Source organism: Pigmentiphaga sp. H8 (assembly GCF_003854895.1).
In the GTDB taxonomy this organism is placed as follows: domain Bacteria; phylum Pseudomonadota; class Gammaproteobacteria; order Burkholderiales; family Burkholderiaceae_B; genus Pigmentiphaga.
The window spans coordinates 2579673-2600979 of the sequence record NZ_CP033966.1 but is presented as its reverse complement, the minus strand read 5'-3'; the positions used below and the strand labels follow the sequence as shown (position 1 = coordinate 2600979).

Here is a 21307-nt window from a genome sequence, read left to right as displayed (position 1 = left end):
CTTCGCTCCCGGAGTCATTCTTGTCCACCGACCAACCCGCAGAGCCTTTCAGCGGTCCCAGCACCACCTACCTGGTCTCCCAGGTACACCATCCCCTCCGCAACTTCAGCGACGCGCTGCTCAAGCCCTACGGCGTGACGGGTATCCAGTTCACCGTGCTGTCCGTGGTCGCGCACCGCGAAAAACTGTCCTCCGCGGACCTGTCCAGGCGCTTCTATGTCACCCCCCAGTCGATGGGCCAATTGCTCTCGACCCTGGAAGAGCGCGGCCTGCTCGAGCGCAAGGAAGACGCCAGCAATCGCCGTATCCTGCGCATCACGCTCACCCCGGCCGGACGGCAGGTGGTCGAGGCCGGCACGCGCGAGCTGAACCGCTTCGAGCAGGAAGCCTTCTCCAGCCTCGGCCCCAAGGAACTCAAGACCCTGCGCGGACTGTTGCGTACAGTCATCGACGATTTGCGCAGCCGACACATCGGCGCGACATAGCGGGCATCGCGCTGATCGAAATTCCTTGTGATCCTATAATTATTATGTGATTCAACTCGCTCATCGCTTCATCTTATAGTCCCCCCAACATGACGGACAACGAGGGGACATCGATGAACAAGCGAGTCTTGCGTGCAACGCCGATGCGGCGTGCGTGCCTCGCCACCTTGGCAACACTGGCCCTGGCCGGCACCACATCGGCCGCGGCCGCCGAATTTCCCGCCGGGCCTGTCACCATCGTCGTGCCTTTCCCGCCCGGAGGCCCCACCGATACCACCGCGCGGCTGGTAGGCAAGACGCTGGCGAAACAACTCGGCCAACCCGTGGTGATAGAAAATCGCGCGGGCGCGGGCGGCACGGTCGGCTCCACCTCGGTCGCGCGCGCCAAGCCCGACGGCCATACCCTGCTGTGGGCCAGCACCAGCAGCCTGGGCGTGGCACCGGGGTTGTACCGCAACCTGGCCTACTCCCCGATGGAATCCTTCGCGCACGTGGGCCTGGTGGCGCGCAGCCCCATCCTGCTCGTGGTGCGTAACGCGTTTCCCGCCAATACCTTGCAGGAACTGGTCGCCTATGCCGCCAAGAACAAGGTGTCCTACGGTTCCGCCGGCAACGGTTCGATCAACCACCTGACCGGCGAATGGTTCAAGGAGGTGTCCGGCGCGAACATCCTTCACGTTCCCTACAAGGGCGGCGCGCCGGCGCTGGCGGACATGATCGGCGGCCAGATCGACATGACGCTGGAGACCATCACCGTCGTGCGGCCCTACCTGGAAAGCGGCCGGGCCAAGGTACTGGCTACCGGCGGCGCCACGCGCTCGGCCGACATGCCGCAGGTCCCCACCGTGCGCGAAGTCTTCGGCGGCGATTTCGAATCGTATTCCTGGACGGGCCTGGTGGCGCCCGCCGGCACCCCGGCCGCCGTCGTGCAGAAGCTCAACGCCGCGCTGCGCGCGGCGCAGGACGATCCCGAACTGATGAGCCAGATGAAGGCCGGCGGCCAGGACGTGATCAAGACCACGCAGGACGAATTCCGCAGCTTCCTGGCCAACGACACCAAGCGCTGGGCCGAACTGATCAAACGCACCAACACCACACTGGACTGACTCATGCGCATCATCATCGCCGGCGGCGGCCTGGGCGGACTGACCGCCGGTCTCGCCCTGCTCCAACAAGGTTTCCAGGTCCGTATCCTGGAACAGGCCCCGCAGTTGAAAGAAGTCGGCGCGGGCATACAACTCGGGCCCAACGCCGTGCACGTGCTGTATGCGCTGGGCCTGGAAGGCGACATGGCCGGGCAGGCCTGCGAGCCGGAAGGCAAGATCGTGCGGCTGTGGAACAGCGGCCAGACCTGGACCCTGTTCAACCTGGGCGACGTATCGCGCGAACTCTACGGCTATCCTTACCTGACCGTGCACCGCGCCGACTTGCACCAGGCCATCGCCGCCGGCGTACAGCGCGCCGACCCCGACGCCCTGGTGCTGGGCGCCAAGTTCGAGCGTTTCGAGCAGAACGGCGACGGCGTGGCCGTCCACACGGCCGACGGCCGGATCTTCCACGGCGACGTGCTGATCGGCGCAGACGGCGTGCACTCGCTGGTACGCGGCCAGCTATTCGGCGCCGACCGGCCCGATTTCTCGGGCCTGGTCGCCTGGCGCGGCGTGATCGAGGCCGACAAGCTGCCCGAGCGCCTGAGCCGCCCGGTGGGCGTGAATTGGGTGGGCCCCGGCGCCCACGTCATCCACTATCCACTGCACGGCTACAAGCTGGTGAACTTCGTCGCGGCCGTGGAGCGCAGCGATTGGCAGGTCGAGTCCTGGACCGAGCGCGGCACCACCGAAGAGTGCCTGAACGATTTGCGCGGCTGGAACGAGGACGTACATACGCTGGTGCGCGCCATCGACGTGCCCTACAAATGGGCGCTGATGGTTCGCGATCCCATGCCGCGCTGGAGCGAAGGCCGGGTCACCCTGCTGGGCGACGCCTGCCATCCCATGCTGCCTTTCCTCGCCCAAGGCGCGGGCATGGCCCTGGAAGACGGCTACATCCTGGCGCGCGCCTTGCGCCAGTACTCCGATCCGACGCAGGCGCTGCTGCGCTACGAGCAGGCGCGCAAGGACCGCACCGCCAATGTCATCCTCGGCGCCAACGCCAACGCCAAGCGATTCCACAATCGCGAACTGGCCCACGCCGAGGGCGCGGCTGCCTACGTGAACCGCGAATGGCAGGAAGACCGGGTGAAGGAACGCTACGAGTGGCTCTTCACCTACGACGTCGAAACCGTACCTATCTGATCGCCCGGCAGACTACGGGCGAGTCTCCATCACGTCCTTGAACACCTGGGCGAATTCGGTCAACGTATCGGGCAGGGGCGCCCCCGCCCGCATCACGTAGCAGAAATCGAAGGTCACCGCCGGGCTGATCACCCGGTGCTCCACCGCATAGCGTGCGCACGCAATTTGCGAAAACTCCGGAATGACCGCGATGCCGAAGCCCTGCTCCGCCAGCCCCAGCGCCGTATCCAGGTGCTGGACGGCGATGCGGCGGCCGATGTTGACCTGGTGCTTGAACAAGGCATCTTCCGCCAATTGATGAAGGGGGCTGTCCTCCGTCAGCGCCACATAAGGCTGGTCGCGCAGGATCTCCCAGGTCGTGTCCTTGCGCCCCTTGGCCGACGGCGTCGGCGCATAGCGCCCCGGCGCATAAACCGCCAGCAGCCCCGATGACACCAGCGCCTTGCGCACCAGCCCCGACACCTTGGAAAAGAACGCGCCGAAAGCCGCATCGGCCTCGCCCGTCTCGACCAGTTGCTGGATTTCGAGCGGACTGCCGGCAATGATCTCGATCTCGACCTGCGGATGATCCGCCAGGAAGCGCCGCATGGTCTCCGGCACGACATTGGCCGCCATCAAGGGCGTGAACGCCAGGCGCAGGGCAGAGCCCTCCTGGCGCCCCATGTCGCGCAGACGGGCCGCCGCGGCGCTGAGTTCACGCTCGACCAATTCCGCCGCGGGCAGAAAGACACGGCCGGCCTCGGTCAGCACCACCGCGCGGGTGGTGCGCTCGAACAACCGGGTATTGAGCTGGGATTCGAGTTCGCGAATGGTCGCGCTCAGCCCCGCCTGGCTCAGATGCAGACGCTGGGCGGTACGGGTGAAATTGCCCGATGCCGCCACCCCCAGAAATGCCCGTAATTGGCGCAAAGAAATATTCATGCGCCAATTATTTCAGTTTTCCCCCCTCTTTGCGCATCACCGCCCCAGACCCAGGATGCGGTGGATCCGGCTCCGCCGGTCCACCCGCATCGCCCCCCGGGGGGCGCGCGAAGCGCGTAGGGGGGGGGCCTTCCCTTCAGTCCAGCTTCAGCCCCGTCCGGCGCACGATGTCGCCCCACTTGGAGATATCGGTGGCGATGATCTTGCGAAACTCCTCGGACGAGGTCGGCGCCGGGTCGGCGCCGGCCGCGCGCACACGTTCGATCACGCCAGGGTCGGTCAGCGCCGCCCGGATCGCCGCGTTCAGGCGCTTGACGACGGGTTCGGGCGTGCCGGCGGGCACCGCGATCCCGAACCAGCCCATGGCCTCGTAGCCTTTCATGCCCGACTCGTCCAGCGTGGGCACGTCGGGCAGCGAACTCGACCGTTCGCGCGTCGTCACGGCGAAGGCCTTCATGCGGCCCTCCTTGATGTACGCCACGGCGCTGGGCACGTCGCTCATGGCCACCGGAATCTGCCCGGCCAGCGCATCGGTGGTGGCCGGACCCGTGCCCTTGTAGGGCACCAAGACGGTCTTCACTTCCCCGATTTGATTGAAGAGCTCGCTGGCCAGGTGCATGACCGTGCCCAGGCCGCCATGGCCGATCGACAGCTTGCCCGGCTCTGCCTTGGCCGCGGCAATCAAGGCCTTGACGTCCTTGTACGGAGAATTCGCCGGCCCCACCAGGACAAACGGCGAGCTGGCGACCATGCTGACCGGAATGAGATCCTTGACGGGATCGAAAGGCATCGTCCGATACAGCACACTGTTGATGCCCAGCGCGCCGGCCCCGCTGAACACCATCGTGTAGCCGTCAGGCGCCGATCGCACCACCGATTCGACGCCGATGTTGCCCCCTGCCCCACCCTTGTTCTCGACCACCACCTGCTGGCCCAGCTGCTTGGACATGACGGGTGCCATGACGCGAGCGATGAGGTCCGTGCTGCCGCCCGGCGGGAACGATACCACCAGCCTCACGGGACGATTGGGAAAATCCCCTTGCGCCTGTGCCGCCGGCAGCGCCAGCACGGTCGCGATCGCCAAGGCCGTCACGATCATCTTCTTCATTGCAGTCTCCTATCTGATAGCCATATGGATCATGCCGCTCGATGGCGGCCTTCTTATTTTTGAGCTTGATCAAATTTGATCATGTTTCATTTCCAGTGACCGCACCATCAGGGCATTCACCGTATCCGCGGCCTCGTAGGCCGCCCAGTGGCCCGCGCCGGGAATCATGTCGAAGACCGCCTGCGGCAGCGTCTCGCGCAAGGCGCGGCCTTGCGCGGGCGCATCGCCGCCGCCGTAGACATCGCGTTCGCCGGCAATGCCATGCACCGGGCAACGCAGGCCCAGGAAAGCCTCCAGTTCGCGGCTGGCCAGCAGCGGCCGGGTGTCCAGCCGGCAACGCTCAAGGTTGTCGGCATGCAGCCGGACGGCCTCGTCATCGACCAGGGCGGCGTCGCCGAACATGGAAACTTCAAGGTTGTGCCGGTGGATACGGGCCGCCTCGGCCGGATCGGTTATGCCTCGCCACCGCAGCAATTCGGGCGGCCGCGGCACCGTGTGCGAGAACGCGCCGCGCAACAACAGGATCTGGCGGACGCGCTGCGGCTGTTGCCGCGCCATGCTTTCCGCCAGGACCGAACCCAGGGAAAATCCGGCGAGCGCCACGTTCGCGTCAGGGCCCGCGACCTGATCGATGCCCAGCCACAGCAGACGGGCGAAAGCGGCGCACGACACGTCGCCGGCCGGCAGGTCGGAATCGCCATGGCCGGGCAGATCGGGCACGAGCACCGTAAAGCGTTCGGCCAGGGCCGCGATGTTGCGCACCCAATGCGTCCACGAACCGCTGTTGCCGTGCAGCAGGACGACCAGCGGACCCGCGCCCCATTGCCGCCAGACTACGGCGCGGCCATCGCCAACCGTCGTGTGGATCCGGGCAGATTGCTCCAGCGTGTCGGCCATTTCGTAAACCCTTGTCTCTTGCGCGTCCGGTCACGTCCGGCGCTTATGATAATCACACCTTATATAAAGTTTCTTTACTTATCAAGAGAATCTTGCATCATCATGGGGGAAGGCCTATCGAGTTCTTCTAGAATAGGCAGCCTCGGCCCCCCCCTCTCATTCCTTCGCCCCCTGCTCTTTCATGAAGAATCCATCCGCTTTGTCTTCCCCGAACCAGGAACTGGGCTTGCGCGAGCGCGCCAAACTCGACAAGCTGCGGCGCATCAAGCAGGCGGCGCGCGACGTCTTCCTGGAAAAGGGCTACGACGTGGCGACCACGCGCGAGATCGCGCAGCGCGCCGAAGTGGCCATCGGAACCATCTTCGTCTATGCCGAGGACAAGCTCGATCTGTTGATGATGATCGTCAACAACGACCTGGATGCCGTGAACGACAAAGGCGCCAGGGTGCTGCGGCGGGACGGTCCGTTGATCGATCTGCTCATGGCTTTCTTCGAACTGCGGTACCGCTACTGGGCCAGGCATCCGCAGATCTCGCGGCCGGCGGTGCAGGCCACCTCGGACTTCCTGGCCCGCAGCAGCGACCGCGGCGAGGAAACGCGTCGTTTCTACGCCCGCCGCGCCAACATCTACGCCATGCTGGCCGACGTGGTGCGGCGCAAACAGGAACAAGAGCAGATCGGCAGCAACGCGGCCCCCGATCTGATCGCCTCGTTGTTCGTCACCATCTACCTGGCCGAAGTGCGGCGCTGGCTCAGCCAGCCCACGCCGCGCCCCGGCGTCGGCCTGGCCTCGCTGCGCGCGCTGCTTCGCCTGGCCATCGAGGGTCTGGCGCCCATGGAGGCCGAACGGCAGGCGCTGGCGTCCGTCGACTGAACGGCTACGCCCCTCCCAACAGGTCGCGCGAGTCGAGCAAAGCGTAGACGATCCCGGGCGTGCGTTCGAAGCAGCGGCGGATCGCGGCAGGAACGGCTTCGCGCGTCTTGCGGCACAGGCCCCGCTGCTCCGCCAGTTCGATGGTGATACCTCGCACCGTGCGGACTTCGTTGGCGCTGGGTTCGATATGCAAGACGATGCCCAGTTGCGCGTGCATGCGCGCCTGCATCGCCATCAGGTCTTCCAGGGTGGCCAGGGTTTCGAGACGGGCCACCAGCCGCTTCTCTTCTTCCTTGGTCAACAGCAGGATGCGCCTATCGCCCTGCGGGTCGGCCAGCAAATGGTCGCGTTCGCAGATACAGGCGCCGGGCGGGCATTCCTTGCGGATGGGAAACGAGGCGTTCATGCCTCGGGATTTTAGCCTCTACCCAGCAAAGGCATGGACAGCGGAAACATCGTGCCTTCATAAAAATTCACTTCGGGCGGCAGGCTGGCCATCAGCAGCACGACGCGGGCCACGTCCTCGGCCTTCATCAACTCGCCGGGTTCGAACTTGCGGCCGGACTTGGCGGCCAGCGCCGACTCGGTCACGCCGGGGTGCAGCACGCTGACCGCGATGCCGTGCGCCCGTCCGTCCAGCGCCAGCGCATGGGTCATGCCGGACAAGCCGTGCTTGGTGGTCGTGTACGGCACCGAGTCCGGCCGTGGCACCTTGGCCGCCACGCTGCCGATGTTGATGATGCGGCCCTGGCGGCGCGGCTTCATGACCCGAAACGCCTCGCGGCTGCAAAGGAAAGCACCGGTCAGGTTCACGTCGATGACGCTGCGCCAGGTATCCAGGCTCATGTCCTCGACAGGCTGGCTGGTGGTGACGCCGGCGTTGTTGACCAGCACGTCCACGCTGCCATGGGCGGCAAGCGCCGCCGCGAACAATTGCGCCACATCGTCTTCACGGCCGACATCGGCGACGCAGGCAAGCGCTTCGCCGCCCGCCTCGCGTACCAACCGTGCGGTCTCGTCCAGGGCGTCCCGGCCGCGAGCGGCCAGCACCACGCGCGCGCCGGCCTGGCCGAACGCCACCGCCACGGCCCGGCCTATGCCGGAACTGGCGCCGGTCACGATCGCGACGCGATCCTCAAGACTCCGCATGCGTGCCAGTCCGCTGCTCGTCATTCGACGGACATGCCCGCGGCGCGGATAATGCGCCCCCACTTCTCGGTGTCGACCGCCACCACCCGCGCCAGGTCGTCCGGACCTCCACTCAGGGGCTCGGCGCCGATGCCGCGCAGGAAGCGGGCCATCTCGGGGCTGCTGGTAACCTTGAGCAGTGCGGCGCTCAGCGTCTTGCGCACGGCCTCGGGCGGATTGGCAGGCAGAAAAATGCCGAACCAGCCCGCCAGGTCGTAGCCTTTCACGCCGGCTTCGGCCATGGTGGGCACATCGGGCAACGACGTGGGCCGCTTGCTGCCCGTAACCGCCAGCGCCTTCACGCGGCCCCCCTTGAGCTGGGGAATGGCCAGTGTCGCGTCGGCGAACAGGAAACTCACCCTCCCCCCGATCAGATCGGTCAGGGCCGGTGGCACGCCCTTGTAGGGCACGTTGACGGCATCGACGCCGGCCAGCGTCTTGTAGAGTTCTCCGGCCACCTGTCCCGTGGCATTGCCGCTGCCCCACGAATACTTGCCGGGCTGATCCTTGAGCAGCCTGGTCAACTGCTCGACGTTGTCGACCTTGGTGTGTTCGGGCGCCACCAGCAGGACGAACCCCAGGCTGGCCACCGTGCCCACCGGCGCGAAATCCTTGATGGGATCGAAGGGCAGCTTCTTGAACAAATGGACGTTGGCCGCATGGGTGGAGTTAGGCGTGAACAGAATGGTGTAGCCGTCGGCGGGCGCCTTGGCCACGAAGTCGGCCGCCAGGTTGCCGAGCGCGCCGGCCTTGTTTTCCACCACCACCGGCTGGCCGAGTTCCTTTTCCAATCCCGCGGCCACCTGGCGCGCCACGTTGTCGATGCCGCTACCGGCGGGATATCCCAGCAACATGCGCACGGGCCGCACGGGGTAGTCGGCGGCCAGGGCCGGCGCGCCGGCCATCAGGGTGATCGCGGCCAACGCGGCAAGGCACTTCTTCATTGATTTCGTCTCCTCTCGAAAGCGTGTCGTCACGCCGGCCGTTCGAACTTGGCCGATAGCGCGGTGCCGGACAGGTGCCCGGCGAGGCTGCTGGAGGTGCCTACCGGCAGTCCCGGCGCCAGCTCCATGAATTGCTTGACCGCGCGCACCGTGACCGGGCTGCACGTCAGGATCGTGGCCGCGATCTGGTCGGCCCGCGACCGCAGCTCGGCGCGCGGGACGACCTCGCTGGCCAAGCCGGCCTGCCAGGCCTCGCGCGCCCCCACCAGGTCTCGCGTCAGCACCATGCGCGCAATCGTTTTCATCGGTACCCGGCCGATCAATGCCGACATCACCAGGGCAGGAGGAATGTCGCGCTCCATCTCGGGAATCTGGAAGCTTGCGTCGTCGGCAGCCAGCGTGATGTCGCACACACCCGCCAGGGCGCAGCCGACACCGTAGGCCTTGCCATGCACGACGGACAGCACCGGCACCGGCGCCGTCTTGAGCGCGTCGTACAGCGCGAGCGCCGGCATCGCCACATTGCGCCGCAGGGCCTCGCCGGTCGGTGTCGAGCCCGGCTTGGGCATGGGCGAGACCCGCCCGGCGCAGAAATCCTCGCCCTCGCCCGACAGGCGGATCAAGCGGATCTGCTCGTCCAGGTTGGAGACGGCATCGATGATCAGGCTCCCCATCTCGGCGCTCATCAGGTTGCCGTTTGCGGGGGTATTCAACACGATGTCCAGCAAGCCCTCGTGGCTGTGCATCCGTACCGGTTCGCTCATGACCGTGCTTCCTGTGCGCGTTGTAGGGCCGACCAGATCGCGGCGGGCGTGGCCGGCATGGGCAATTCCTCGTGCGTGATGTCGCGCAGCGCATCGGCCAGCGCGTTGAAGATGGCGGCCGTGGCAGGCGTGATGCCGCTCTCGCCGCCGCCTTTCACCCCCAGCGCGTTGCCGTGGGTGCGGTCTTCGGTCAGTTCCACGTCGAAGCGCCGCGGGATCGCCCCCGCCCGCGCCACGCCGTAGTCCATGTACGAACCGCTGAAGATCTGTCCGCTTTCCGGATCGACGTGGTAGTCCTCGAGAAAGGCCTGTCCTATGCCCTGCGCCAGGCCGCCATGCACCTGGCCTTCGACGATGAGCGGATTGATCGGGCGTCCCACGTCGTCGATGGAGGTGTAGCGCACGATCTCCACGTCGCCGGTTTCCGGATCGATCTCCAGCTCGCAGACGGCCGTGCCCGTGGGATGGGCGGCGATGCGGCCATTGAACTCGGCGGCGGCGAAGAAGCGGTGTTCCTCCGGATGACCGGGCATGCCGGCGCGCTCGATATGGGCCGCGATCTCGCCCAGGCCGGCCTCGCGTTGCCCGGCTTCGTCGCGCACCCGGCCACCCGCATAGCGCAGCCCCTGCGCGTCGATGCCCCACATCGATGCCGCGGCCGTCAGCGCCGCCGCCCGCAATTGTTCGCCGGCCTGCAACAGCAGATGCCCCACCAGCCGCATGGAACGATCCGAATGCGAACCGCCCCCCACCTTGACGAAGAGCGAATCGCCGGTGCGCATGGTGACGGCTTCGAACGGCACGCCCAGTTCGTCGGCCAGCACCTGCACGAAGCTGGTCTCGTGGCCCTGCCCCGTGCTTTGCGTGCCGACCACGAAGTCGACGCGGCCATCGGCGCCTATGGTGATTTCGATGCGCTCGCGCGGCGCGCCGACCGGCGATTCCACGTAGTTGGCCAGGCCCGTGCCCAGCAGCTTGCCGCGCGACTGCGCCTCGCGCTTGCGCGCCGGCGCCTCGCTCCATTGCGACACGAGCAGGGCGCGCTCCATGTTGGCGGCAAAACCGCCGCTGTCGTAGGTCAGCCCCATGGGACTGCGATAAGGCATCTGCGACGGCTGGATCAGATTGCGCCGGCGCAGTTCGATGCGGTCCATGCCCATCTCGTCGGCGGCGACGTCCAGCATGCGCTCCATCACGTGCGTGGCCTCGGGACGGCCCGCGCCCCGGTAGGGGCCGGTAGGCGGCGTGTTCGTAAGCACCGCGGACAGCAAGGCTGTGGCCGCGGGCACGTGGTAGACCGTGGTCATGATGCGCGAGCCATTGGCCAGCGGCACGTACGAGACGGTATGTGCGCCGACGTTGCCGATGATCTCGTTGTCGATGCCAAGGATGCGCCCTTCCTCGTCGAATGCGATGGCCGCCCGTATGACCTGGTCGCGCCCCTGGTAGTCCGACAGAAAGGCCTCGTTGCGGTCGCTGGTCCATTTCACCGGCTGCCCTACCCTGCGCGCGGCCCACAGCACCGCGAGCTGATCGGGATTCACGCAACTGCGCGGACCGAAGCCGCCGCCCACGTCGGGCGACACCACCCGCAATTTCGCCGGGGGTATCCCCAAGGCATCGGCGATGCACATCTGCTGGCGCGTCACGCCCTGGCTGCCCGAGATCAGCAGGTATTCGCCGGAACCTGCGTCGAAGCTGCCCAGCGCCGAGCGCGGCTCCATCTGGCAATTGACGATGCGGCTGTTGCGGAACTCCCGACGCACGACGCGATGGGCGCGGGCGAAGGCCTCGCGCACCGCCGCCTCATCGCCTACCCGGGCCTGGAAGCACAGGTTGCGCGCAGCGCCGTCCCACAATTGCGGCGCCCCTTCGTCCATCGCCTGCACCGCGTCCACCACGGCCGGCAGGGGGTCATAGTCGATCAGCACCATTTCGCAGGCGTCACGCGCCTCGCGCGCGCTGCGCGCCACCACCAGCACGATCGGCTCGCCCACATGGCGCACGCGATCCACCACCAGCGGCAGGTGCCGCTGGTTGAAAACGCTGCCGGTAAGCGAATCCGGAAAGGCCCGTTCCTTGAAGGCGACGGCGTCGGCCGGATTGGGAATGTGGTCCATGCCGCGCAAGCCGTCATCCAGGTAATCCTGGCCGCGCAGCACGGCGATCACGCCGGGCGCCTGCGAAGCCGCCTCGATGTCGATGCCGCGGATGACCGCATGGGCGTGGGTGGCCCGCACGAACGCGCCATAGGCCTGGCCGGGCAGATTCATGTCGTCGGTATAGCGCCCCTGGCCGCGCACCAGGCGCTGGTCTTCGGCGCGCGGACGCGGCTGGCCGACCAGTCGGCTATCCATGCTGCCTCCCGACCGGCTTGCCCGCCTCGATACGGGCGTGGGCCGCGTGCTTGACCGCCTCGATGATGTTGACGTAGCCGGTACAGCGGCAGATGTTGCCTTCCAGGGCCTGATGGATGCGTTCGTCGTCCAGCGAACCATCCGTGTCCAGGTAGTAATCGATGGCCATCATCATGCCCGGCGTACAGAAGCCGCATTGCAGGCCGTGGCAGGCGACGAAGGCCGCGGGCACTTCGCCCAGTTGCTGCGGCGTCGACAACCCTTCCACGGTCAGTACCTCGCCGCCGCTGGCCTGCGCGGCCAGCACCGCGCACGACTTGACCGCGGCGCCGTCGAGCTTGACCGTGCAGGCGCCGCACTGGCTGGTGTCGCAGCCAACGTGGGTGCCGGTCAGGCCCAGTTCATACCGCAGCAACTCCACCAGCAAGGTACGGTCGTCGACCTCGCGGCTGACCGCCTCGCCGTTCACCCGCAATTCCACCCGGATCATGGCGCGACCTTCTCTTCCACCTTGACGCTGAAGCGCTCGAAGAATTCGGCCGCCATCTTGTTGACGATCGAGCCCACCAGCCGCGCGCCTATCTGCGCCAGCTTGCCGCCGACCTGCGCCTGGGCCACGTAGGTCAGTACCGTGGTCTCCCCGTCTTCGGCCAGCTCGACGTCGGCCACCATCTTGCCGAAGCCGGCGATGCCGCCGTCGCCCTGGCCGATGATGCGATAGCCCAGCGGCGCGCGCTTGTCGGCGATGCTCAGGGTCCCCTTGAAGCGCGCCTTCACCGGACCGATGGCGGCCACCACCACGGCGGCGTACTCGTCCTGCGCCTGTCCGGCATTGAATGATTCGCAGCCGGGCACGCATGCCTGCAGGATTTCCGGGGTATTCAGGTATTCCCACACCCGTTCGCGGGGCGCCCGCAGCGTATGCGATCCTTTCAGTTCCATGACTTCTCCACCTTGCTCGGCCTCGTTCCGGGCCGTCCGCGATTCAAGATAATTGCGCCCAGGCGCGCCGCGCCATCACCCGTACCAGGTTGGCGCGATAGGCCGCGCTGCCCGCGCGGTCGTCGTTCAGTCCATCGGCATCCAGGGGGACCGTAGCCAGCGCCCCGGCGTCGCCGCCGGCCAGCGCCGCCTCCGCTTCGTGCCAGCGGAATACACAGGGCCCGGCCCCGGTTACCGCCACCCGCACGCCCTGCGCGGTATCGGCGACGAACACGCCCGTTACCGCGTAGCCCGTGGCCTTGTGGCGATACTTGGCATAAGCGCTGCGGCGGGGAACGGGAAATTCGAAGCCCACGATGATCTCGCCCGGGGCAAGCGCGGTTTCGAACATGCCGGTAAAGAAATCGTCGGCGGCGATGCGCCGCTGGCTGCTTACCACGGTGCCGCCCAAGCCCAGCACGGCGGCCGGATAGTCGGCGGCGGGATCGTTGTTGGCCACGGAACCGCCCAGGGTGCCGCGGTTGCGCACCTGCGGATCGGCGATCACGCTGGCCAGCGCGGCCAGGCCAGGAATGGCCTCGCCCACCACGGTCGACTCGGCCACCTGCGCGTGCCGCGTGGCGGCACCGATTTTCAGCACGTCGCCGTCGCGCGAGATGCCTTGCAGTTCCGGCAGGCGCGTCAGATCCACCAGGTGCGAAGGCGCCGCCAGCCGCTGCTTGAGCGTGGGCACCAGGGTCATGCCGCCCGACAGGGGGCGGGCTTCGGGCTCACGGGCCAGGCAGTCCAGCGCTTCCTGCAAGGTGGCCGGACGCACATAGCTCAGAGGGTACACATCGTCTCCGTCATTATCGTGGGCGGCCGCGACATGCCGCGCCGCCTGATCCCCGCTAACTGTAGAAGAAACACCGCAAAGGCTGAAACACGGGTTTGCGATGGTCTCACAAGCATTTTCGATAAGTCTCGAAAAGCGGGCTCAATCCTGGTAGCGCTTGAGCATCGTGCGGGCGATCACCAGTTGCAGGACCTGGCTGGTGCCCTCGTAGATGCGCAGCGCCCGGGCATCGCGGTACAGGCGTTCGACGTGGTGGTCAGCCACGTAGCCCGAACCGCCGTGGATCTGCAGGGCGCGGTCGGCGATGCGCGACAGCGCTTCCGAACAGAAGTACTTGGCGGCCGCCGCCTGGTTGCGCACGTCTTCGCCGCGCGCCAGGGCCTGGCCCGCCTGCATCACCAGGGCATGTCCCGCCAGGTATTCGGTTTCGGAATCCGCCAGCATGGCCTGTATCAGCTGGAATTCGGAGATCGGCTGGCCGAACTGCTTGCGCTGCACCGCGTAGCGCGCCGCCTCGTCGATCAGCCGGCGGGCCATGCCCAGCCCCGAGGCCGCCACGCTGATGCGGCCATGATCCAACACCTGCATGGCGATCCTGAAGCCCTGGCCCAGCGCGGCCTCGCCGCCTATCACGTTGGATACCGGCACCCGCACGTTCTCGAAGATCACGTCGCTGATGGGCGAGCCGCGCTGGCCCAGCTTCTTCTCGGACTTGCCTATGTGCAGCCCCGGGGTATCGCGATCGACCAGAATGGCGCTGATGCCGGCCGCGCCCGGACGGGACGGGTCGGTGCGCGCCATGACGGTAAAGACATGGGCACGCGTGGCGTTGGTAATGAAACGCTTGGTGCCGTTGATGACCAGCATGTCGCCGTCCCGTTCGGCACGCGTCTTCAGGCTGGCCGCGTCCGAACCGGCGTCGGGTTCGGTCAGGCAGAATGCCGCGCGCAGTTCACCGCTGGCCAGGCCCGGCAGATACTTCCGCTTCTGCTCCTCGGTGCCGGCCAGCACCAGGCCCTTGCTGCCTATGCCCACGTTGGGCCAGAACACCAGCCGGAAGGCCGGCGAGGTATAGCTGAAGGCCATCTGCACCTGCAATTCCTGCATCAGGTCCAGTTCGCAACCGCCGTAGGCCTCGGGAATCCCCAGGCCGAACAGGCCCATTTGCTTCATTTCCTCGATGACCTCGGGCGGCACCTCCTCCTTTTCCTCCACCTGCCGCTCCAGCGGCATCAGGCGTTGGCGGATGAAGCGCTCGACCGTGTCCATCAACTGAGGAAAGGTCTCGCTATCGAATGACGACATAAGATTGCTCTCCGTGGCGGCACGGCGCCCTCAGGGCGCTGGCGCCGCATCCATGACGAACAGCGCGTCCAGGGCCACGACGCCCTTGCCCGCGGGCAAGGCGATCAGCGGATTGATGTCGATCTCCGCGATCCCGGGATTGGCCAGCATCAGGGCGGACAGGCGCCGCACCACCGCCGCGACCGCCGCCACGTCCACCGGCGGCGCGCCGCGCAGGCCGGCCAACAGCCTGGCGCCCTTCAGGCGCTGCAGTTCACGCATGATCTGCGCCTCGGTCAGGTCGGGCGGCAAAAGGCGTACGTCGTGCAAGGCCTCGATCCATATCCCGCCCAGCCCCACCAGCGTCACCACGCCCCAATTGGGATCGCGGCGCCCCCCCACCACCAGTTCCAGGCCGGGGCTGGACATGGCCTCGACCAGCATGCCGTCCAGCGCGATATCCGGGCAATGCCGGGCCACCGAGGATTGGATGCGCTGCCACGCATCGCCCAGCGCCTGGGCATCGCGCAGGTTGACCGCCACGCCGCCCACGTCGCTCTTGTGCATGAGCGTGTCGGCCTGGGCCTTGAGCACCACCGGATAGCCGATCTCGCGCGCCAGCGCCTCGGCCTCGGCCGGCGTGCGGGCCAGCCCGCCCCGGGGCGTGGCGATGCCCAGTTCGCGCAGCCATTGCTTGCCTTTGAATTCGGCCAGCGGCCCCGGCTGAAGATCGTCGCGGCGCAGGCCGGATTCTTCCCCGCTGCGTTCGGCCGCCTCGGCATGCAGGCGTCCGTAGCGATGCACGTGCGCCATGGCTCGCATGGCGCGGTCGGGCGACCGCAGGAACGGCATGCCGCTCGCATGGACCCGCTCCAGGAATTCGTTGCCCAGCGGGCCGCTGTCGCCCATGATGACGAAGCACACCGGCTTGCGCGATGCCTGCATCACCGGCAACAGCGATTCCGCCTTGGCCATTTGCTGCGCGGGCGAACCGCCCATCAGCGGCATGATCAGGCTGCCCACGCCGGGATCGTCCAGGATGGCCTGCGCCGACAGCCCGAAGATCTCCGGCTTCTGCATGCCGATCGCCGTCAGGTCCAGCGGATTGTCGGGCGCCATGAAGTCCGGCAGGATCTGCGACAAGGCCTGCATCGTGGCGGGCTGGAAATCGGCCAGTTGCAGGCCGATGTCTTCGCAGAAATCCAGCGCCAGTCCGCGCAGCGCGCCCGAGTTCGAGGCCACGGCCGCCCTGCCCTCGGTCACGGGCCGCGGGTAGCGCGCGAGGATGGCCGTCACATCGAACATTTCGTCCATGCTGTCGACCACCACCACGCCTTCGCGCTCGACCAGCGTGCGCATGACCTGGTGATCGCCCGCCAACGCGCCCGTGTGCGACCTGGCCGCCTCGCGAGCGCGCTGGCTGCGGCCCGGGTGCATCAGCACGACGGGCTTGCCCAGCTCGCGCGCGCGGCGCGCCACGCGCAGGAATTCGGCCGGCTTGCGCAGCATTTCGACGAACACCGCGAAGGCATCCACGTCGGGCGCGTCGACCAGCGCGGACAGGAAGTCCTCCGCGCCCAGCACCGCTTCGTTGCCGGTCGAGATCGAGAACGAGACCCCCAGCCCGCGCCCCAGGAACGCCTGGCGCAGGTTGCCGTTCATCGCGCCGCTCTGGGCCACGATACCGATGCGCGGGCCGGTGCGGACCGGCGCCGGCTGCACCGGCTCGAAGGTCAGCGGAACGGCGTCCGCGAAATTGATGAACCCCAGGCAGTTGGGCCCCAGGACGGCCACGCCATGGCGGTGCGCGATGGCAGCCATGGCTTCTTGCGCGGCCCGGCCTTCGTCGCCCATTTCGGCAAAACCCGAGGCGAATACCACCGCCGCGCCCACGCCCCGGCGCCCGCAGGCCGCGACCGAATCGGCCACCGCCACCTGCGGCACCACCAGCACGGCCACGTCCACGCCTTCCGGCAATTCATCGATGGACTTGAAACAGCGGATGCCGTTGACCTCGTCCCGGCTGCGGCTGACCAGGTGCAGCTGCCCGGCATAGCCGAAGCGCTGCAGGTTGGCCAGCAGCAGGCCGCTGACCGACCCCGGCTCGGGCGAAGCTCCGACCACGGCGATCGACTTGGGCCGCAGCAGGCGGTCCAGAGCGAATGAAGACATGCGATACCCCTTCGTGCCGTCTTAGCGCTGATACGCGCCCAGGCCGGGCTTGAACGACTTTTCGTCCAGGAATTGCTTCATGGCGTTGTCGCGGCCGCGCTCCGGATCGTGGAAGGTGGACTGGTCGACCTTGGCCATCAGGTAGTCGGTCGCCTGCTCCCAGCTCATTTCGGCCGCCATGCGATGGGCGATCTTGGCCGTGCGCAGCACGGTGGGATTCTTTTCCATCAGGACCTTGGCCAGTTGGCGGGTCCGTTCGCGCAGGCGCTCGCGCGGCACGGCCTCGTTGACCAGGCCGATATCCGCGGCGCGGCGGCCGTCGAAGGTTTCGCCCGTCATCACGTAGTACATGGCTTCGCGTTCGCGTACCAGCGAGGCCACCGCGCGGCTGACGACGCCCGCGGGGATGATGCCCCAGTTGATCTCGGACAGGCCGAATTGCGCTTCCTCGGCGGCGATCGCCAGGTCGCAGGACACCAGCGGCGTGAAGGCGCCGCCGAAGCACCAGCCGTTGACCATGGCGATGGTGGGCTTGGCGTAGAAGCGCAACTGGCGCCATTGCCACTGGGCGTTGGCGCGATACAGCCGGATGCGCTCCTTGGGATCGTTGTCGGTGCCGCGGAAGTACTCGCGCAGGTCCATGCCGGCAGAAAACGCGTCGCCCGCGCCGGTCAGCACCAGCACCTTGCAGCGGTCGTCCGCCTCCAGTTCCTCCAGCACCCGGACCATGTTGTAGACGATGCCCGGGTTGATGGCATTGCGTTTCGTGGGCCGGTTCAAGGTGACCCATGCGATGCCGTCTTCGAGATCGACGAGTACGGGCGATTGGTCGTTGGACGGGGCGGCTGTCTGGTTGGCGCTCATGGCTTGTCTCCTCATGGATGCCGGATGAATGGCGTACGAACCATTATATAAGATTGCTTTATATAAGGAAACGTTCTTTTATCCGATGGCGGCTCGGGGTTTTCCTTTATCGTCGATATTATTTTTATCCATATAATTTTATCGACAAAATTTTCCAAAGATATTTTTATCGATTTTTTCCAGGTAGCTCGCACAACCACGACAAGAAGCCCGCCCCGACCTCGTCGGGAACACCGCCATGGAGGAGGAACACATCATGAAGAGCCCGGTTTTTCTGGTTGGACTTTCCACAGCCTGCCTCGCAGCCCTGACCCTTGCCGCACCCGCCGCCTACGGCGACACGTTTCCCGACCGTCCCATCAAGCTGATTCTGCCCTTTTCGCCTGGCGGCAATCCCGATACCGTGTCGCGCATGCTGGCGCAGGAAATGGGCAAGCGGCTCAAGCAGCCCGTGATCGTGGAGAACCGTGCGGGCGCCAACTCCATCATTGCCTCGGACCTGGTGGCCAAGGCGCCCGCCGACGGCTACACCCTGCTCTACACCACCGGCTCGCACGTCATCAATCCGCTGCTGTACAAGTCCCTGCCCTACGACAGCGCCAAGGACTTCGTCCCGGTCGTGCTGGTGGGCTCCACTCGCGGCCAGGTGCTCGTGGTCACGCCTTCGCTGCCGGTCAAGAACGTGCAGGACCTGGTCAAGCTCGCCAAGCCGGCCACCTCCAACATCCCTTATGGCTCGGCCGGCATCGGCAACACCATGCACCTGGTGGCCGAGTACTTCAACTACAAGGCGGGCACCCACCTGGTGCACGTTCCCTACAAGGGCGCCGCCCCCGCCATGAATGCGGTCATGTCCGGCGAAGTGAAGCTGGCCTTCCTCAACCCGGTTTCGGCGATCGAACAGGTCAAGAGCGGAACGCTGCGCGCAATCGCGGTGACCGGCTCGACGCGCTTCCCGCAATTGCCCGACGTGCCGACGGTGGAAGAAGCCGGCGTCGCCGGCTACGAAGTCCAGGGCGGCTGGCAGGGGGCGCTGGCCCCGGCGGGCACGCCGCCCGAGATCGTGGCCCGGCTGAACCGTGCCTTCAACGACGCCCTGGCCTCGCCCGCGCTCAAGGAGCGCCTGGCCTCCATGGGGCTGGACCTGGCGGGCGGCTCGCCCCAGGACATGGCGAACTACCTCGCCAAGGAAACCGCGACCTACACCGACATCATGCAGGCCGCCAAGATCGAAAAACAATAGCCAGACAACGCGGAGCCCAGATCGTGACCGAATCGAACACCCCAGCCCGGCATCAAGCCGCCCCCCATGCCCTCGTTTTCGAGAAGGACGTCGAGATCCCGATGGACGACGGCGCCGTCCTGAAAGCGAACGTTTTCCGCCCGGCCGAACCGGGGCGCTATCCCGTCGTCATGGCCCAGGGGGTCTACGGCAAGGACGTCCACTTCGCCGATGGTTTCAAGCCGCAATGGGAAAAATTGCAGCGCCTGCATCCCGGCCTGTGCCAGGACGGCTCCAGCGGCCGCTACCTGCGTTGGGAAACCGTGGACCCCGAACGATGGGTGCCCGACGGCTACGTGGTCATCCACGTCGACGCCCGCGGCAGCGGCAAGTCGCCGGGTTACCTCGACCCCATGTCGCCGCGCGAGATCCAGGACTACCGCGATGCCATCGAGTGGGCCGGCACGCAATCGTGGAGCAACGGCAAGGTCGGCCTGATCGGCATCTCGTACTATGCCGCCACCCAATGGCGTGTCGCGGCGCTGCGTCCCAAGCACCTGGCCGCCATCGTGCCCTGGGAGGGCCGGTCCGATCACTACCGCGACTACGGCTACCATGGCGGCATCCGCAGCAACGGCTTCCTCAGTTCATGGTGGCCCAAGCAGGTGCTGTCCAACCAGCATGGCAACGGCGACACCCCCTATCGCGACCGCGATGACGGCCAACCCACGACCGGCCCCGCGTTGAGCGCAACCTTGCTGGCCGCCAACCGCAGCGACTATCCCGCGGAAATGGCACGCCACGCCTTGTGCGACGCCTGGCACAAGGAACGCACGCCCGATCTTTCCCGCATCACCGTTCCCGTGCTGTCGGCCGGCAACTGGGGCGGCCCCGGCAACCACCTGCGCGGCAACATCGAAGGCTACCTGCGCGCCGGCTCCACGCAGAAATGGCTGTCCATGCACATTGGCACCCACTACGAAAGCTTCTACCTGCCTCGCTACATCGCGCTGCAAAAGCAATTCTTCGATCACTTCCTGAAAGGCCTGCCCAACGGTTGGGACCAGACCCCGCCCGTCCTGCTGTCCATCCGCACCGTGGACGGCGAAACCCGCCGCGCCGAACACGAGTTCCCGCTCGCGCGCACCCAGTGGACCCGGTTCTACCTGCACCCCGGCAACGCCGCCCTGGATACCGTCGCGCCCGCCCAAGCCGCCAGCGCCGGCTTTCAGGCCCAGGAGGAACGCCTGGACTTCACGACGCCGCCCTTTGAAACCGCGACCGAAATCACCGGCTTCATTCCGTTGCGCATCTGGGTCTCGTCCTCCACCCGGGATGTCGACCTCTTCGCCGTCCTCCGGCTCTTCGATCCCGATGGCAAGGAAATCGTGTTCGACGGCGCCCACGAACCCACGCCGCTGACCCGGGGGTGGCTGCGCGCCTCGCACCGCAAAGTCGACGAAAAGATGTCCATGCCCAACCGGATCTTCCATACACACGACGAAATCCAGAAGATCGAACCCGGTACCGCCTATCCTCTCGACCTCGAAATCTGGCCCACCTCCATCGTCATCCCGCGCGGCTACCGCCTGCGCCTGACGATACAAGGCAAGGATTTCGAATTCGAAGGCATCAAGGGTCGGCTTACCCATACCGACCCCACGGATCGCGGCGGCCAGGATTTCCAGGGCCGCACCACCCTGTACAGCGGACCGGAACAGGCATCCTATCTGACGCTGCCCATCATCCCGGCCCGTGACTAGGGCCTGGGAAGCTATCGTGCCGTGTCGGGGGCGAACACACGCAGGCGATGCCCGTCCGGATCGCGCGCGACGAAGGAGCGGCCGAATTCCAGGGTCGCGGGCGGCGTGAGCAGCGGAATGCCGCGCGCCGTCCAGTCCGCGCAGCGGGCGTCGACGGCGTCGTAGCTTTCCATGCGCAAGACGATCTCGCCGCCGCCCGCAGGCGCGCCGGGCGGCGGTTCCACGGTGTGCCGGGACCACAGGCCCAGCATCAGGCCGGTGTCCAGCGCGAACAGCACGAAGGTGGGCGAGGATTCGATGGGGTCGGCCCCCAGCAGGTCCGCGTAGAAACGGCCGCTGGCCTCGGGTTGGTCGACGTAGAGAATGACGAAGTTCGGATGGTTCATGAAGTCG

The 21307-nt window shown here is 66.7% G+C and carries 21 protein-coding genes; 6 read left to right on the top strand and 15 right to left on the bottom strand.

The features are described from left to right. Positions 1-20: 20 nt before the first annotated feature. The 3 genes from EGT29_RS12395 (at position 21) to EGT29_RS12385 (ending at position 2779) form a co-directional block, all read left to right on the top strand. Positions 21-485 (top strand): MarR family winged helix-turn-helix transcriptional regulator, encoded by a 465-nt coding sequence (locus EGT29_RS12395; protein ID WP_161567807.1) that lies wholly within the window; start codon positions 21-23, stop codon positions 483-485. Positions 486-598: 113 nt separating this feature from the next. After that, positions 599-1591 carry a tripartite tricarboxylate transporter substrate binding protein gene (locus tag EGT29_RS12390; RefSeq protein WP_161567806.1) on the top strand — a complete coding sequence of 331 codons (993 nt, stop codon included), beginning with the start codon at positions 599-601 and terminating at the stop codon, positions 1589-1591. 3 nt (positions 1592-1594) lie between these two features. Then, positions 1595-2779 carry an FAD-dependent monooxygenase gene (locus EGT29_RS12385; RefSeq protein WP_124689286.1) on the top strand — a complete coding sequence of 395 codons (1185 nt, stop codon included), beginning with the start codon at positions 1595-1597 and terminating at the stop codon, positions 2777-2779. A gap of 12 nt (positions 2780-2791) precedes the next feature. Here the strand turns inward: EGT29_RS12385 and EGT29_RS12380 are convergent, their stop codons facing one another. The 3 genes from EGT29_RS12380 to EGT29_RS12370 all read right to left on the bottom strand — a co-directional run bounded on the left by EGT29_RS12380 (position 2792) and on the right by EGT29_RS12370 (position 5705). Beyond that, a complete protein-coding gene (locus EGT29_RS12380) occupies positions 2792-3700 on the bottom strand; it encodes a LysR family transcriptional regulator (RefSeq protein ID WP_124689285.1) in 909 nt (302 codons plus the stop codon). 136 nt (positions 3701-3836) lie between these two features. Then, a complete protein-coding gene (locus tag EGT29_RS12375; RefSeq protein WP_124689284.1) occupies positions 3837-4808 on the bottom strand; it encodes a tripartite tricarboxylate transporter substrate binding protein in 972 nt (323 codons plus the stop codon). 69 nt (positions 4809-4877) lie between these two features. Then, positions 4878-5705, bottom strand: a complete 828-nt coding sequence (locus EGT29_RS12370; RefSeq protein ID WP_124689283.1) for an alpha/beta fold hydrolase — start codon at positions 5703-5705, stop codon at positions 4878-4880. A 199-nt stretch (positions 5706-5904) separates the two neighbouring features. On the opposite strand from EGT29_RS12370, the gene EGT29_RS12365 reads away from it, so the two are divergent. Further along, complete coding sequence (locus tag EGT29_RS12365) at positions 5905-6579, top strand: TetR/AcrR family transcriptional regulator (RefSeq protein WP_161567805.1); 675 nt, start codon at positions 5905-5907, stop codon at positions 6577-6579. A gap of 4 nt (positions 6580-6583) precedes the next feature. On the opposite strand, the gene EGT29_RS12360 is transcribed toward EGT29_RS12365, so the two are convergent. From EGT29_RS12360 to EGT29_RS12310, 11 genes are all read right to left on the bottom strand, one after another. After that, positions 6584-6985 (bottom strand): hypothetical protein, encoded by a 402-nt coding sequence (locus EGT29_RS12360; protein WP_124689281.1) that lies wholly within the window; start codon positions 6983-6985, stop codon positions 6584-6586. An 11-nt stretch (positions 6986-6996) separates the two neighbouring features. Continuing rightward, complete coding sequence (locus EGT29_RS12355; protein WP_124689280.1) at positions 6997-7728, bottom strand: SDR family oxidoreductase; 732 nt, start codon at positions 7726-7728, stop codon at positions 6997-6999. 20 nt (positions 7729-7748) lie between these two features. Then, positions 7749-8711: a tripartite tricarboxylate transporter substrate binding protein gene (locus EGT29_RS12350; RefSeq protein ID WP_124689279.1), complete on the bottom strand. Its 963-nt coding sequence runs from the start codon at positions 8709-8711 to the stop codon at positions 7749-7751. 29 nt (positions 8712-8740) lie between these two features. Further along, on the bottom strand, positions 8741-9475 hold the full coding sequence (locus EGT29_RS12345; protein WP_124689278.1) for an enoyl-CoA hydratase/isomerase family protein: 735 nt from the start codon (positions 9473-9475) through the stop codon (positions 8741-8743). Further along, the gene (locus EGT29_RS12340; protein ID WP_238160383.1) at positions 9472-11832 is read right to left on the bottom strand and encodes a xanthine dehydrogenase family protein molybdopterin-binding subunit; all 2361 of its coding nucleotides are present in this window, start codon (positions 11830-11832) and stop codon (positions 9472-9474) included. Before EGT29_RS12340 ends, EGT29_RS12345 begins: the two co-directional genes overlap by 4 nt. Next, positions 11825-12322 carry a (2Fe-2S)-binding protein gene (locus EGT29_RS12335; RefSeq protein ID WP_124689277.1) on the bottom strand — a complete coding sequence of 166 codons (498 nt, stop codon included), beginning with the start codon at positions 12320-12322 and terminating at the stop codon, positions 11825-11827. The genes EGT29_RS12340 and EGT29_RS12335 overlap by 8 nt, the downstream gene beginning before the upstream one ends. Beyond that, positions 12319-12774 (bottom strand): CoxG family protein, encoded by a 456-nt coding sequence (locus tag EGT29_RS12330; protein WP_124689276.1) that lies wholly within the window; start codon positions 12772-12774, stop codon positions 12319-12321. Before EGT29_RS12330 ends, EGT29_RS12335 begins: the two co-directional genes overlap by 4 nt. A 43-nt stretch (positions 12775-12817) precedes the next feature. Then, positions 12818-13609 carry a xanthine dehydrogenase family protein subunit M gene (locus tag EGT29_RS12325; RefSeq protein WP_124689275.1) on the bottom strand — a complete coding sequence of 264 codons (792 nt, stop codon included), beginning with the start codon at positions 13607-13609 and terminating at the stop codon, positions 12818-12820. Positions 13610-13750: 141 nt separating this feature from the next. After that, complete coding sequence (locus EGT29_RS12320) at positions 13751-14914, bottom strand: acyl-CoA dehydrogenase family protein (protein WP_124689274.1); 1164 nt, start codon at positions 14912-14914, stop codon at positions 13751-13753. A 30-nt stretch (positions 14915-14944) separates the two neighbouring features. Further along, positions 14945-17065 carry an acetate--CoA ligase family protein gene (locus EGT29_RS12315; RefSeq protein WP_124689273.1) on the bottom strand — a complete coding sequence of 707 codons (2121 nt, stop codon included), beginning with the start codon at positions 17063-17065 and terminating at the stop codon, positions 14945-14947. Positions 17066-17086: 21 nt separating this feature from the next. Next, complete coding sequence (locus EGT29_RS12310) at positions 17087-17929, bottom strand: p-hydroxycinnamoyl CoA hydratase/lyase (RefSeq protein ID WP_124689272.1); 843 nt, start codon at positions 17927-17929, stop codon at positions 17087-17089. Between the two features lie 256 nt (positions 17930-18185). Here EGT29_RS12310 and EGT29_RS12305 point away from each other — a divergent pair, with 256 nt between their 5' ends. Both EGT29_RS12305 and EGT29_RS12300 read left to right on the top strand, forming a co-directional pair. Beyond that, positions 18186-19172: a tripartite tricarboxylate transporter substrate binding protein gene (locus EGT29_RS12305; protein WP_161567804.1), complete on the top strand. Its 987-nt coding sequence runs from the start codon at positions 18186-18188 to the stop codon at positions 19170-19172. Positions 19173-19195: 23 nt separating this feature from the next. Then, complete coding sequence (locus EGT29_RS12300) at positions 19196-20914, top strand: CocE/NonD family hydrolase (RefSeq protein ID WP_370282970.1); 1719 nt, start codon at positions 19196-19198, stop codon at positions 20912-20914. Positions 20915-20925: 11 nt separating this feature from the next. On the opposite strand, the gene EGT29_RS12295 is transcribed toward EGT29_RS12300, so the two are convergent. Further along, the gene (locus EGT29_RS12295; RefSeq protein WP_124689270.1) at positions 20926-21300 is read right to left on the bottom strand and encodes a VOC family protein; all 375 of its coding nucleotides are present in this window, start codon (positions 21298-21300) and stop codon (positions 20926-20928) included. Positions 21301-21307 lie beyond the last annotated feature (7 nt).

What these genes read in the sequence shown, in the direction of transcription:
- EGT29_RS12310 (WP_124689272.1), bottom strand. Translation starts at nt 17,929, where the DNA reads ATGAGCGCCAACCAGACAGCCGCCCCGTCCAACGACCAATCGCCCGTA.
- EGT29_RS12315 (WP_124689273.1), bottom strand. Translation starts at nt 17,065, where the DNA reads ATGTCTTCATTCGCTCTGGACCGCCTGCTGCGGCCCAAGTCGATCGCC.
- EGT29_RS12385 (WP_124689286.1), top strand. Translation starts at nt 1,595, where the DNA reads ATGCGCATCATCATCGCCGGCGGCGGCCTGGGCGGACTGACCGCCGGT.
- EGT29_RS12360 (WP_124689281.1), bottom strand. Translation starts at nt 6,985, where the DNA reads ATGAACGCCTCGTTTCCCATCCGCAAGGAATGCCCGCCCGGCGCCTGT.
- EGT29_RS12380 (WP_124689285.1), bottom strand. Translation starts at nt 3,700, where the DNA reads ATGAATATTTCTTTGCGCCAATTACGGGCATTTCTGGGGGTGGCGGCA.
- EGT29_RS12370 (WP_124689283.1), bottom strand. Translation starts at nt 5,705, where the DNA reads ATGGCCGACACGCTGGAGCAATCTGCCCGGATCCACACGACGGTTGGC.
- EGT29_RS12330 (WP_124689276.1), bottom strand. Translation starts at nt 12,774, where the DNA reads ATGGAACTGAAAGGATCGCATACGCTGCGGGCGCCCCGCGAACGGGTG.
- EGT29_RS12305 (WP_161567804.1), top strand. Translation starts at nt 18,186, where the DNA reads ATGAAGAGCCCGGTTTTTCTGGTTGGACTTTCCACAGCCTGCCTCGCA.
- EGT29_RS12375 (WP_124689284.1), bottom strand. Translation starts at nt 4,808, where the DNA reads ATGAAGAAGATGATCGTGACGGCCTTGGCGATCGCGACCGTGCTGGCG.
- EGT29_RS12355 (WP_124689280.1), bottom strand. Translation starts at nt 7,728, where the DNA reads ATGCGGAGTCTTGAGGATCGCGTCGCGATCGTGACCGGCGCCAGTTCC.
- EGT29_RS12320 (WP_124689274.1), bottom strand. Translation starts at nt 14,914, where the DNA reads ATGTCGTCATTCGATAGCGAGACCTTTCCTCAGTTGATGGACACGGTC.
- EGT29_RS12295 (WP_124689270.1), bottom strand. Translation starts at nt 21,300, where the DNA reads ATGAACCATCCGAACTTCGTCATTCTCTACGTCGACCAACCCGAGGCC.
- EGT29_RS12340 (WP_238160383.1), bottom strand. Translation starts at nt 11,832, where the DNA reads ATGGATAGCCGACTGGTCGGCCAGCCGCGTCCGCGCGCCGAAGACCAG.
- EGT29_RS12350 (WP_124689279.1), bottom strand. Translation starts at nt 8,711, where the DNA reads ATGAAGAAGTGCCTTGCCGCGTTGGCCGCGATCACCCTGATGGCCGGC.
- EGT29_RS12345 (WP_124689278.1), bottom strand. Translation starts at nt 9,475, where the DNA reads ATGAGCGAACCGGTACGGATGCACAGCCACGAGGGCTTGCTGGACATC.
- EGT29_RS12390 (WP_161567806.1), top strand. Translation starts at nt 599, where the DNA reads ATGAACAAGCGAGTCTTGCGTGCAACGCCGATGCGGCGTGCGTGCCTC.
- EGT29_RS12335 (WP_124689277.1), bottom strand. Translation starts at nt 12,322, where the DNA reads ATGATCCGGGTGGAATTGCGGGTGAACGGCGAGGCGGTCAGCCGCGAG.